10 protein-coding genes are annotated in these 12,484 nt (G+C 66.0%); 5 read left to right on the top strand and 5 right to left on the bottom strand.

Annotation, left to right across the window (positions count from 1 at the left end; genetic code table 11):
* The coding region (locus A985_RS0121690) for an MMPL family transporter (RefSeq protein WP_017235478.1) at positions 1 to 1,837 on the bottom strand (1,837 nt) is incomplete at its 3' end.
* Between the two features lie 223 nt (positions 1,838 to 2,060).
* On the opposite strand from A985_RS0121690, the gene A985_RS0121680 reads away from it, so the two are divergent.
* The 5 genes from A985_RS0121680 (at position 2,061) to A985_RS0121660 (ending at position 7,347) form a co-directional block, all read left to right on the top strand.
* Complete coding sequence (locus A985_RS0121680; RefSeq protein WP_026132272.1) at positions 2,061 to 2,708, top strand: phospholipid-binding protein MlaC; 648 nt, start codon at positions 2,061 to 2,063, stop codon at positions 2,706 to 2,708.
* A 339-nt stretch (positions 2,709 to 3,047) separates the two neighbouring features.
* A complete protein-coding gene (gene ispH, locus A985_RS0121675; RefSeq protein WP_017235476.1) occupies positions 3,048 to 4,007 on the top strand; it encodes a 4-hydroxy-3-methylbut-2-enyl diphosphate reductase in 960 nt (319 codons plus the stop codon).
* Positions 4,008 to 4,030: 23 nt separating this feature from the next.
* On the top strand, positions 4,031 to 5,152 hold the full coding sequence (gene hpnH / locus A985_RS0121670) for an adenosyl-hopene transferase HpnH (protein ID WP_017235475.1): 1,122 nt from the start codon (positions 4,031 to 4,033) through the stop codon (positions 5,150 to 5,152).
* The gene (gene hpnA, locus A985_RS0121665; RefSeq protein ID WP_017235474.1) at positions 5,153 to 6,148 is read left to right on the top strand and encodes a hopanoid-associated sugar epimerase; all 996 of its coding nucleotides are present in this window, start codon (positions 5,153 to 5,155) and stop codon (positions 6,146 to 6,148) included.
* Positions 6,145 to 7,347 (top strand): glycosyltransferase, encoded by a 1,203-nt coding sequence (locus A985_RS0121660; protein WP_017235473.1) that lies wholly within the window; start codon positions 6,145 to 6,147, stop codon positions 7,345 to 7,347. Before hpnA ends, A985_RS0121660 begins: the two co-directional genes overlap by 4 nt.
* Before the next feature lie 117 nt (positions 7,348 to 7,464).
* Here the strand turns inward: A985_RS0121660 and A985_RS26590 are convergent, their stop codons facing one another.
* From A985_RS26590 to hpnD, 4 genes are all read right to left on the bottom strand, one after another.
* Entirely contained in the window at positions 7,465 to 8,160 is a 696-nt protein-coding gene (locus tag A985_RS26590; protein ID WP_017235472.1) for a phosphorylase, read from the bottom strand.
* Positions 8,161 to 8,171: 11 nt separating this feature from the next.
* Entirely contained in the window at positions 8,172 to 10,244 is a 2,073-nt protein-coding gene (gene shc / locus A985_RS0121650; RefSeq protein WP_017235471.1) for a squalene--hopene cyclase, read from the bottom strand.
* Positions 10,245 to 10,365: 121 nt separating this feature from the next.
* On the bottom strand, positions 10,366 to 11,619 hold the full coding sequence (gene hpnE / locus A985_RS0121645; protein ID WP_017235470.1) for a hydroxysqualene dehydroxylase HpnE: 1,254 nt from the start codon (positions 11,617 to 11,619) through the stop codon (positions 10,366 to 10,368).
* A complete protein-coding gene (gene hpnD / locus A985_RS0121640) occupies positions 11,619 to 12,467 on the bottom strand; it encodes a presqualene diphosphate synthase HpnD (RefSeq protein ID WP_017235469.1) in 849 nt (282 codons plus the stop codon). The genes hpnE and hpnD overlap by 1 nt, the downstream gene beginning before the upstream one ends.
* Positions 12,468 to 12,484: the final 17 nt, after the last annotated feature.

Here is a 12,484-nt window from a genome sequence, read left to right as displayed (position 1 = left end):
GCTGCGCCGGCTTTGCGCCGTCGCCCGGATGATCGAGCGCGGCGTCCTCCAACTGACCGGCGGCCGTCTTGAGCGCCGACACGCGCGCCGCATCGGCTACCGGGGCCAGCGGCGTTTGCGAAAGTTGCGAAAGCACCGGCAGCAACGATTCGGCCGCCGTGCCGATCAACGCAAGCTTGGCGGGCTGCTCTGCCGGCAGGAAAGTCGTGAGCGTGACCACGCGACCGACCTCCGGCACGGCGCGCAGCTTCGCGGCGTCGGCGTCGGCGGCGGCAAGCGTCGGGGCGAGCAGTTGCACGTCGTTGACCCCGGCCTCCGGCGAATTGGCCAGATCCCTCAGCGTCGCCATCGACTCGGTGTTCGGATCCTTCAGATGCAACGGGTTGAAGTCGAAGTGCAAATGGGCGAGCAGCGGCAGGCCCGCGACCACGAGGGCGAGCGTGCCGTACAGCAACGGCTTGCGGTGCTTCTCGGTGAATTCGTCGACCGGGCCGAGGCTGCGAAAGCCCGGCGGACTCGGTTCGCCCTTCGGCTTGAACACACTGATGAGCGCCGGCAACAAGGTGATGGCCGACGGGAATGCCACGCACAGGATGCCCACGCCTGCGATCAATCCGAGTTCGGACACGCCGCGATAATCGGTCGGCAGAAACGAGAAGAAACTCGCGGCCGTGGCGGCGGCGGCCAGTGACAGCGGCATCGCAATTGCCCGGCCCGCACTCGTGAGCGCGCCGTGGAGTGCTTCGTCGCCCGACGCTCCCGGCCGATGGTCCAGGCGATGGCGCTCCTCGCGATAGCGCACGCCGAACTGAATACCGAAGTCCACCCCAATGCCAACGAACAGAACCGCGAACGCGACCGAAATCATGTTGAGCGCGCCGACCATCATCAATCCGAGGGCAAACGTGACGGCCAGCCCGGCCAGCAGCGTGATGAACACCGCGAGAATCATCTTGCCCGAGCGCACCGCCAGCCACAGCACGACCAGCACGGCGAGCAGCGTGACGACCGCGTTCGGACCGGCGTCCTGACGCACGGAGGCGAACTCCTCGTCGGACAGCGGGCGCGGGCCCGTCAAACGCACCGTCGCGCCATAGCGCTCACCCAGCTTCAGGTCGGCCACCGCCTCGCGAATGCGCGTCGCGGCATTCGCCCCGGCTTCGAGGGCCGCGTAGTCCACCTTCGGCTGCACCTGGACGTAGCTGCGGGCCACGGTGTCGGGCGCGACGAGCGCTCGCCACGACATGGCCGCCGGACGCCCGGCAAGCACCGCCTCGGTCGTCTCGGCCGCATCCCCGAGCAGGTTCGCCATTTCCGGCAGCTTGACTTGTCCGGTGAGGAGCGGCGTTTGCAGCGTGACCGACAGCAGGTTCGACAAACCGGCCAGGCTAGGGTCCTGCGCCAGACGGTTGAGCAGGGGCTTGGCGTCATCGAGCTTGCCCGTGAGCGACTTCACGTCGTCGAGCGGCGCGAAGAGCAGCGCGTTGTGCGCAAAGAACTCCCCCGAGCCGGGACGGCTCACCGCCCGGAACACGTCGGTCTCGGTCACCAGCTTCGCGGCCAGCTCGGCGGCGGCCCGGTCGGCGAACTCGGCCGCCGGGGCCTGCACTACGGCCAAGGTGAGGTCTGTCTTCTGCGGGAAAGCGCGATCGATGGCACGACCGCGCTCGGCGGCGGGCGTATTCAGATCGATCAGGCCCGAGATATCGGTGTTGATCGCGAAGTGCTTGGCGACGTACACGCAACTCGCCATCACGAGCAGGAGCGAAGCGAAAATGACCAGATACGCGTGCTTCGCCGAAAAACGGACGATGCGCACGACGAGCGACGTCAGCATGTAGCGGTTCCGGAAGAGAGTCGAGGTCCCCCCGCCCCGGCCGCCGCGCTCTAAAAGGCCACGAAACGCGATGTATCAAGCGATACCGGGGAACCAATCGCAGACGAAGTCCGTCGATCAGCTCATGGAAGACAAGGAAACGGTGAATTGACGAAATCGCAGCAGTATACAAGGCCGCGTGAACTACACTACGGCCAACCCGATTGAAATCCACGAAGACGGTATGAACAAATTTCTGGTGACGGCACTCTCGGCCGTCGCATTCAGCGGCATCGGCCTCGCCTCCGGCGCCTGGGCACAGGCAAGCAGCAACAATCCGAACGACATGGTGAAGACGGCGGTCGAGACCGTCGTCAAGGCGGCCAAAGCCGACGCGGCAGCCCGCGACGGCGATGTCGCCGCCACCGCCCGTGTCGTGGCCCGCGACTTCCTGCCCTATACCGATTTCCATCGGACTACGCGTTACGCCGTTGGCTCGAAGGCGTTCGATGCGGCCACCCCGGCGCAGCAGCAGCAGATCTTCGAGCAGTTCCAGCAATTGCTCGTGAACACCTTCGCACTGCAACTCTCGCAGGTGCGCGGTAGCCAGATCGCGTTCAAGTTCACGCCGGCCAAACTCACGGCGAACAGCAGCGACGTGGTGGTGGGCGCCTCGGTCAGCGGCAACGGCGACAATCTGTCGGTGGCCTATCGCCTGGCCAAAACAGACAAGGGGTGGAAGATCTACGACATCAACATGATGGGCGAGAACGTGGCCAACGCATGGCTCATCCAGTTGTATCAACCGCAATTCAAGGCGCGCATCGCCCAGGGCGGTATCGACGGCCTGATCACCTACCTGCGCGACAAGAACGCGCGTTTCGGCAAGTAAAATCGACAGCTTGACGACGCCTGCCGTGTCCGGTACCGCCGGGCCGCGGGCATCCATGGCAACTTGGCGGCACCTTCGACGCAAATCAGATCCAGATAAGCGCCGATTCGTCAACATTTACGAAATATGCGCTGGCGTCTCTCTACTCGGGAGTGCTCAGCAGCATTTGGCGGCGGCGGTTACAATCGTCGCTTGTCAAACGACCGGACGGCGGTCCCCCCAAGGGTGCGCGCGAATTGCCATTGGCACTGGCGCCGCGGGCGCCATGAGGCCATGGCGATCAGGCCATGCATCCTCGATGGGAACCGTCATCCCGGCCGACCTGAGCCGGAGAGCTGAATGCAAGTCTTCCTTGCCCAACCCCGCGGTTTTTGTGCGGGTGTCATACGTGCCATCGAGATCGTGGAACGCGCCCTGGAAAAGTATGGCGCCCCGGTCTACGTGCGCCATGAGATCGTCCATAACAAACATGTGGTCGATTCGCTCAAGGCCAAGGGCGCGCGCTTCATCGACGAGCTGTCCGAAGCCCCCGCGGGCGCGGTCACTATTTTCAGTGCCCATGGCGTGGCGCGCGTCGTTGAACAGGAAGCACAGACGCGCGGCCTGCGAGTGCTCAATGCCACCTGCCCGCTCGTGACCAAGGTGCACCTGCAAGGCAAGAACTACGTGTCCGCCGGGCGTGACGTCATTCTGATCGGCCACGCCGGGCACCCGGAAGTCGAGGGCACGATGGGCCAGATCGACGGCCCCGTGCATCTCGTGCAGACCGAGCGCGATGTCGACGCGCTGCCGCTGGCCGTCGACACGCCGGTCTCGTATGTGACGCAGACCACACTGTCGGTCGACGAGACTCGGGGTATCATTGCGGCGCTGCAAGGTCGCTTTACCGATATCGTCGGTCCGGACACCAAGGACATCTGTTACGCCACGCAAAACCGCCAGACCGCCGTGCGCGAGCTGTGCGAGCGTGTGGACGTGCTGCTCGTGGTGGGTGCGACGAACAGCTCGAACTCGAACCGCCTGCGCGAAATCGGCGCCGAAATGGGGCTGCCGAGCTATCTCGTGGCCGACGGCACCGAGGTCGATCCGGCATGGGTGCGCGGCCAGGCCCGCATCGGTATCACTGCCGGGGCGTCCGCGCCCGAACGCATGGTCGAAGACGTGATCGACGCGCTGCGCCGCATCGACACCGTCGAAGTGACTCTCATGGACGGCATCGAGGAAACCATCCAGTTTCGCCTGCCGTCGGAACTGACCAAAGACGAGCCGGTCGCCGCGCATCACGCGCTGGCCGGCTAACGCAATACGAACAGGAGCCGAACGTGGCCATCCCCTTCCTGCAACAGGCGTATGTTGGCGCCTATCTGATGAAACAACGCTTCAAGGGCAACAAGCGCTACCCGCTGGTGCTGATGCTCGAACCGTTGTTCCGCTGCAATCTCGCCTGCTCGGGCTGTGGCAAGATCGACTATCCGGACCCCATTCTGAACCAGCGCGTCTCGCTCAAGGACTCGCTCGATGCCGTGGACGAATGCGGCGCGCCGGTGGTCTCGATTGCCGGTGGCGAACCGCTGCTGCACAAGGAAATGCCGGAGATCGTCAAGGGCATCATCGCGCGCAAGAAGTTCGTCTATCTGTGCACGAACGCGCTGCTGCTCGAGAAGAAGATCGACGACTACCAGCCGAGCCCGTTCTTCGTTTGGTCGATTCACCTCGACGGCGACCGTGAAATGCACGACGCCGCGGTGTCGCAGGATGGCGTGTACGAACGCGCCGTGGCCGCCATCAAGCTGGCCAAGTCACGTGGCTTCCGCGTGAACATCAACTGCACGCTGTTCAACAACGCCGACCCGGAAAAGGTTGCCAAGTTCTTCGACTCCACGAAGGAAATGGGCCTTGACGGCATTACCGTGTCGCCGGGCTATGCCTACGAGCGCGCCCCGGACCAGCAGCATTTCCTGAACCGCTCGAAGACCAAGCAACTGTTCCGCGACATTCTCAAGCGCGGCAACGGCGGCAAGGACTGGACGTTCAGCCAGTCGAGCCTGTTCCTCGATTTCCTCGCCGGCAACCGTTCGTACCATTGCACGCCGTGGGGCAACCCGACGCGCACCGTGTTCGGCTGGCAGCGTCCGTGCTACCTGCTTGGCGAAGGCTATGCCAAGACGTACACGGAACTGATGGACACCACCGACTGGGACAAGTACGGCGTGGGCAACTACGAGAAGTGCGCCGACTGCATGGTGCACAGCGGTTTCGAAGCCACGGCCGTGAACGAGACGCTCTCGCATCCGTTGCGCGCGCTGGGCGTGGCGCTCAAGGGGGTCCGCACGGACGGCGCGATGGCCGACGACGTTTCGTTCACCAAGCAGCGTCCGGCCGAGTTCGTGTTCTCGAAGCACGTCGAGATCAAGCTCGACGAGTTGCGCCGGGCCAAGGCCTAAATGCCGTCGCGTGTCCTGGTCACCGGCGCCTCCGGGTTCGTCGGGTCCGCGGTAGCACGCGCGGCGCTGGCGCGCGGTCACGAGGTTCGCCTGCTGGTGCGCGGCACCAGTCCACGCGCGAACCTCGCCGATCTTCCTGTCGAGGTCGTGGAAGGCGATATGCGCGACGCCGCGTCGATGCAGCGCGCGCTCGGCGGCGTGGATGCCCTGCTCCACGTGGCCGCCGACTATCGTCTCTGGGCGAAAGACCCCAACGACATCATGCGGGCCAATATCGACGGCACGCGCACGGTGATGGAAGCCGCGCTGCGCGCGGGCGTCGGGCGCGTGGTCTACACCAGCAGCGTCGCCACGCTGCGCGTGCACGACGCCGTCGGCCCCGTCGACGAAACCTCCCCGAACGACGAAGCCACGACCATCGGCGTGTACAAGCGCAGCAAGGTCGCCGCCGAGCGTCTGGTCGAACGAATGATCGCCCACGACGGCCTGCCCGCCGTGATCGTCAATCCGTCTACGCCCATCGGACCACGCGATATCAAGCCCACGCCGACGGGACGCATCATCGTCGAGGCCGCGCAGGGCAAGATCCCCGCGTTCGTCGATACCGGTCTTAACCTCGTGCACGTCGACGACTGCGCCGAAGGCCATCTGCTCGCCCTGGAGCGCGGCCGCATCGGTGAGCGCTACATTCTTGGCGGCGACGACGTGCCGCTGCGTGACATGCTCGCGGGCATCGCCGACATGGTGGGGCGCCGCGCTCCGAAGATCGCGCTGCCGCGCTGGCCGCTCTATCCGCTCGCGATGGCGGCGCAAGGCGTTGCGCGCTTCACCGGCAAGGAGCCGTTCGTCACGGTCGACGGCTTGAAGATGTCGCGGTATCAGATGTACTTCTCATCGGAGAAGGCGAAACGCGACCTCGGCTACACCGCTCGTCCCTACGCTGCGGGCCTGCAGGACGCGCTCGCCTGGTTTGGCTCCGCCGGATATCTGACATGACCGCTCTGGCCTGGATCGCCGCGCTTTCGCTGGGCATCTGGATCTACCTGCTCAGCTCGCAAGGCGGCTTCTGGCGTGCGCGCGAGCGCGACGATCTGGATGAAGACCGTCTGCCTGTGCCCGATGTCTGGCCATCGGTGGCGGTGGTCATTCCCGCGCGCAACGAGGCGGAATCGATCGCACAGGTCGTGGCATCGTTGTGCCGCCAGGACTATGCCGGGCGGCTGCGCATCGTGGTCGTCGACGACCAGAGCAGCGACGGCACGGCCGATCTCGCGCGCGAAGCCGCCGCGCGGGCGGCGGCCGACGGCTTCACGCGCCGCGTGGATGTGCTCAGCGGCCAGCCCCTGCCCGGCGGCTGGACCGGCAAGCTGTGGGCCGTGAGCCAAGGGGTCGCGTTCGCGAGCGATCCGGGCACGAACGACGACGGCATCCCCCCCGACTACCTCCTGCACACCGACGCCGACATTGCCCATCTACCCGAGAACGTACGCCGACTGGTCACGCGGGCGGTCGGCGATGGCCGCGTGCTCGTCTCGCTGATGGCGAAGCTGCGCTGCACCGCCTGGTTCGAGCGCACACTGATTCCAGCGTTCGTGCTGTTCTTCCAGATGCTTTACCCGTTCGCGTGGGTCAACGATCCGAAGAAACGCATGGCTGCGGCCGCGGGCGGATGCATGTTGATCCATCGCGCTTCGCTCGAAGCCGGCGGCGGCATCGAAGCCATTCGCGACGAGATCATCGACGACTGCGCGATGGGACGCCTGCTCAAGCGGCAAGGCGCGATCTGGCTGGGGTTGACCGAGCGCGCCCTGAGCGTGCGTCCGTACGACGACCTCGGAGAGATTCGCAAGATGGTGTCGCGCACGGCCTACGCGCAGTTGCAGTATTCACCGGTGTTGCTTGCGGGGACCCTCGTCTCGCTACTGCTCACGTTCATCGTGCCGCCGGTCATGACGATCTTTGCCACGGGCATCGCCCAATGGCTCGGCCTCTTCGCGTGGATGGCGATGACGCTGGCCTACGTGCCGATGTTGCGCTTCTACCGGCAGCCGTCGAGCTTCGGCCCGCTGCTGCCGCTCGTCGCTGCGCTCTATACCGTCTTCACGTTCGACTCGGCGCTGCAGCACTGGCGCGGTCGCGGTGGCATGTGGAAGGGGCGCGCTCAAGCACGCGGCCAGCAATCGTCGGACGCTTGAATCGGCACGCCGACCGACGTGTGCCCGAAAACAAAAATGCCAGCCCGTCGACAACGACGCGCTGGCATTTTTGTTGAGGGTGATCGTGGTGATGGATGGCGGGGAAAGACGCCGTGATCAGATGCCGGCAGCCACCGCACCGAATCCGTCGCCCAGTTCGCGCGCGACGACCTCGCGCCCATGGCGCATGGCCTGATTGGCGCGGCTCGCGTCTCTCCCGACACGCAGCAGCGCGGGCAATTGAAGCGGATTGACGGCGAGCGAGCGCAGCACGCCGAGGATATCGGTGGAGCCGTCGCTTCGAAGTCCGGCGAGCGCCGCTGGGGGGAGCGAGCGCTCCGCCGGGTCGATCACCACGCGGGCGGCGACGAACGGTAGTCCGTGCGCCTGTGCCACGCGTGCGACGATGTGCGACTCCATGTCGGCCGCCGCCGCCCCGCTCTCTCGCCACAGGGCGGCCTTGTCGTCGGCCCTAACGACAGGGCCCGTCACCCCGGCCAGATCGGCGTGCAAGGCGTCGGGCATGGCACGACGCAGCGCATCGGCCCAGCGCACGCACGACACATACGCGTGCGCCTGCTGTGGCATATCCAATACCCGATGCGCAATCACCCACCGACCGGGCGCCACGCCGGGCCTCAAACCGCCCGCCGTGCCGAAGCTCACCAGCCCGCGCGCGCCGTCGCGTGCCATCGCGGCCTCCAGGTCTGACGCGAGCGTATTGTTTTGCGCGCAGACCACGACCACCCCGTCGCCGCGCGCGATGCGGGCTTCGAAGGGCATACCGGTCACCACGATGATGGGCGGGGTCATGGCGGGTGCGATCACATCCCGCACGGCACCGGGCAGTCATTGCGCACCGTCAGGTTGCGGTAGCGCGCGAGTGCCCACAGCGGGAAGAACTTGCGATAGCCGTGATAGCGCAGATAGAACACGCGCGGGAAGCCCGTCGCCGTGTACAGGGCTTCGTCCCACAGCCCTTCATCGTTCTGCGTACTCAGCAGATAAGCGACACCGCGCTTGACCGCCGGGTCGTCGGCCTTGCCCGCCGCCATCAGGCCGAGCAGCGCCCACGCCGTTTGCGACGCCGTGCTCGGTGCCGCTTCGTAGCCCTGGTAGTCGAGCTTGTAGCTCTCGCCGTCCTCGCCCCAGCCGCCGTCGGTGTTCTGGATCGAGAGGAGCCATTGCGCCGCGCGCGCCATGGCCGGATGCGCCGGCGGCACCCCCGCCGCCTGCAAGCCGCACATCGCCGACCACGTGCCGTACACGTAATTCATGCCCCAGCGGCCGTACCAACTGCCGTCGGCTTCCTGATCGTCGAGAATGTATTTCAACGCCAGATCGGCCGAGGCCTTGCGCTCCGGCGATGGCGGCAATTGCGCGAGCATCGACAGGCATCGCGCGGAGACGTCCACCGTCGGCGGATCGAGCAAGGCGCCATGGTCCGAGAACGGGATGCTGTTCAGATACAGATGCGTGTTCTCGGGCTCGAATGCGCCCCAGCCGCCGTTACCGCTCTGCATGCCGATGACCCACTCCGTGCCGCGATCGATCGCGTGACGCATCGGCTGCGGGCTCGCGTCGACCGTGTCGTTCCCGAAGGCGCCCACGAGCTTCTCGTAGCGATCCATCGCCATGGCGACCACGGCGGTGTCGTCGACATCCGGGTAGTGCGGATTCGCGAACTGGAAGGCCCAACCGCCCGGACGCACGTTCGGGCGGCGTGAAATCCAGTCGCCGCGCACGTCCAGGATCTGCAGCGGAATGAGCCACTTCAGCCCCTTGCCTGCCTGCTCGATGGCGCGCTTGTCGCCGGTTTCGAGCAGCGCGTGCGCGGCCAGCGCGGTGTCCCACACCGGCGACAGACACGGCTGCACATAGGTCTCGTGATCGGCAGGCGTCACCAGCTTCTCGACCGACCGGCGGGCGATCGCGCGGCTCGGATGCGCTTCGGGATAGCCAAGCGCGTCGTACATCATGACCGCGTTGGCCATGGCCGGATAAATCGCACCGAGGCCGTCTTCTCCGTTCAGGCGCTCCTCGACGAACGCGACGGCACGCTGGATCGACTTCTCTCGCAGTTTTCTCGGAAAGAACGGATCGAGGGCTCGCAGCACATGATCGACGCCCGAAAAGCACGTGAACCAGAAGCGGCTCTGGTGCGGTGCGCGCCTGGGCGGGCCAACGTCTTTGGGACGACCGATGAACAGCTCGTCGATGCCGACGCCCTTGGGATTACGCGCGCGCGGGCGCTTGGCTTGCAGCACAAGCAACGGCACGATCACGGTGCGCGCCCAGTACGACACCTTCGACAGATGGAAGGGGAACCACTGCGGCAACAGCATGATCTCGACGGGCATCATCGGCACGGCCTTCCACTCCAGCACACCGTACAGCGCCAGCAAGATTCGCGTAAAAACGTTCGAGTTCTGCGCACCGCCACGCGAGAGGATGGCCTCGCGGGCGCGCACCATGTGCGGGGCGTCAATGGGATCGCCGATCATCTTGAGCGCGAAATACGCCTTCACGCTCGCGCTCATGTCGAACTTGCCCTGATGGAACAGCGGCCAGCCGCCGTGCTCGCCCTGGATGCGGCGCAGATAGGCGGCGATCTTCGCTTCGAGCTCGGCTTCGACCGGCTCGGCCAGATGGTGACGCAGCAGCACGTATTCCGCCGGAATCGTGGCGTCGGCTTCCAGTTCGAAGAGCCAGTGACCGTCGTCTTGTTGCAGGTCGAGCAACGCCGTGATCGAGCGGTCGATGCCCGTCTCGAGCGTCTGCGTTGCCATTGCCGTGCTCACCTTATGGGCAAGCTCGGTATGCAGTTCGAGGTCCACGGCCGTGGCAGTGGCCGTGCGTCGCACTTCCTTTTCGGAAGCATCGCGTATCGTGTCCATGGCATTCTTGCCTACTCAAAGGCGTGTGATCGGCGCGGTGTACGCGCCGGTTAAACAGTGTCATTGACGATAGGTGCCGGGTTCTGTCGCCCGGCTCATGCACGAGACGGTCCGACAAGCCTCAGGCGGGATGCAGCACGTCGGCCGCCCGGTTGCCGCTGCGCAGCGCGCCTTCGATGGTCGCGGGCAGGCCGGTGGCCGTCCAGTCTCCAGCGAGCGCGAGATTGCGCCAGCGCGTGCGCGCGCCGGGGCGACGCTTGTCCTGCGCCGGCGTTGCCGCAAACGTGGCGCGCTTCTCGCGCACCAATTGCCACACCGGCATCGGCGTGGCGGGTACCTGACAGGCGCGCGCGACCTCGTCCCAGATGCGCAGCGCGAGCGATTCCCGAGATTCGTCGAGCAAATGGTCCGCCCCGCTGATCGTCACCGACAACCGGCCGTCGAACGCGAAGATCCAGTCGCTCACGCCGTTCACCACGCCGATCATCGGCGGGCAGCCCGGCGGCGGCGGCACCTGGAAATGGGCGTTGACGATGGCCCGGTATTCGTCGGGCGTCGTCAGGTCCGGCACCAGCCCAGCCGCCACGTTTGGCGGCACCGCCAGCACGACGGCATCGTCCGCCGCCAACACCTGCGGTCCGTCGCCAAAATCGATCGACGCCACACGACTGTCGTCCGGCGCAAATCCCAACGCCCGCACGCGGTGCTGCATCATCACGCGCGCGCCGTTCGCTTCCAGGAACGCCAGCGCGGGCGTGACAAACGATACGTCCAGGCCCTCGCTCGCGATCAGCGGATGACACGCCTTGCCGCCCGCCGCGAGCGTTTCGCGAATGACGGCGGCCGCCATCTGCGCCGAGCCTTCGGCCGGATCGGCGTTGAGCACGGCGAGAAACAGCGGGTGAATCAGGCGCTGGTAAAGCGCGGGCGGACAACGCATCGCATCGGTCATCGTCGCGTCGGGCCCGGCGCGCAGCAGCGGCGCGAGCGACAGGTAGTCCGACCACTTCGTGCCCGGCACGCGGGCGTTGCTGTCGAAGATCCACCATGGCAGGCGCCCTTCCGACAGACGCACCGTCCAGCGCTCGTCGCTCGTCAGATCGACGAATGCGAATTCCGCACGATCGGGGCCGGTCAATGTGTGTTCAGAGCCGATGGTGCGCGTAAATTCGCGCATCGTTGTATTGCCCGAGAGCACCAGGTGATTGCCGTTGTCGATCACCGCGTTCAACTGCCGGTCGAAGTAGGACCGGCAGCGTCCGCCTGCCTGCGGTGCCGCCTCATGCAGCACGACCGGCACGCCACGCTTCACGAGCCTTACCGCGGCGGCCAGGCCTGCCAGACCGGCACCGATAACGTGAGCCGTGCCCGACATCAGAACGCCATCTGCCGCAGCAGCATCAGCATGAGACGCCAGCGCGGCACGCGCACGCGCTCGCGAGGCACGGCGAAGCCGCGCGCAATGAGCTTGTCGAGGATCGCGCCGTAGGCTTTGGCCATCACAGCGGGCGCAATCACCACGCGGCGCGGGTACGGCGCCATGATGGCGCGCGCCTTCGCATAATGTTCTCGGGCCTGCGCCACCAGGGGCGCACAGGCGCGGTCGAGCTGGGCGGCAACGACGTTCTGCGGCGTGGCGCCCACGATGCCGGCCTCGGCCAGCGTTTCGCGTGGCAGATAGACGCGGCCGATGCCGGCGTCTTCGTCGATGTCGCGCAGGATATTCGTCAGTTGGAGGGCGCGGCCGAGGTGATAGGACAGGTCGATACCGTCCTGCTCGGGCATGCCGAACACCTTGACCGACAGACGACCGACGGCGCTCGCCACGCGATCGCAATACAGATCGAGCGTGGGCAGGTCGGGCGCGACGATGGGGCCGCAGGCATCCATTTCCATGCCGTCGATCACGGCGAGAAAGTCATCGTGCTTCAGGCCGAACTGCTTGACCACGCGGGCAAGGTTCGCGAGCGACGGCGCCGGGCGTCCGTCGTACAGATCGGCCAGATCGCGTCGCCACGCGGCCAGACGCGCCATGCGGCTCGCCGACGTGTCGTCGCCGTCGTCGGCAATGTCGTCTACGGCGCGGCAAAAGGCATAAATCTCGAACATGCCTTCGCGCTGCGCGGGCGGCAGAATGCGCATGGCAGCGTAAAAACTGCTGCCCGACGCCACGCGTGCGCTGCTTGGCTCAGGCGACATTTCGATCGGTTCGGCGACGCTCACGAGGCTCCTCGTCGTGC

Source organism: Pandoraea sp. B-6 (assembly GCF_000282835.1).
In the GTDB taxonomy this organism is placed as follows: domain Bacteria; phylum Pseudomonadota; class Gammaproteobacteria; order Burkholderiales; family Burkholderiaceae; genus Pandoraea; species Pandoraea cepalis.
Note: the sequence above shows the minus strand (reverse complement) of the source record. Positions and strands in the feature narration are given on the sequence as shown.

What these genes read in the sequence shown, in the direction of transcription:
- A985_RS0121680 (WP_026132272.1), top strand. Translation starts at nt 2,061, where the DNA reads ATGAACAAATTTCTGGTGACGGCACTCTCGGCCGTCGCATTCAGCGGC.
- ispH (WP_017235476.1), top strand. Translation starts at nt 3,048, where the DNA reads ATGCAAGTCTTCCTTGCCCAACCCCGCGGTTTTTGTGCGGGTGTCATA.
- hpnA (WP_017235474.1), top strand. Translation starts at nt 5,153, where the DNA reads ATGCCGTCGCGTGTCCTGGTCACCGGCGCCTCCGGGTTCGTCGGGTCC.
- A985_RS0121660 (WP_017235473.1), top strand. Translation starts at nt 6,145, where the DNA reads ATGACCGCTCTGGCCTGGATCGCCGCGCTTTCGCTGGGCATCTGGATC.
- A985_RS26590 (WP_017235472.1), bottom strand. Translation starts at nt 8,160, where the DNA reads ATGACCCCGCCCATCATCGTGGTGACCGGTATGCCCTTCGAAGCCCGC.
- shc (WP_017235471.1), bottom strand. Translation starts at nt 10,244, where the DNA reads ATGGACACGATACGCGATGCTTCCGAAAAGGAAGTGCGACGCACGGCC.
- hpnE (WP_017235470.1), bottom strand. Translation starts at nt 11,619, where the DNA reads ATGTCGGGCACGGCTCACGTTATCGGTGCCGGTCTGGCAGGCCTGGCC.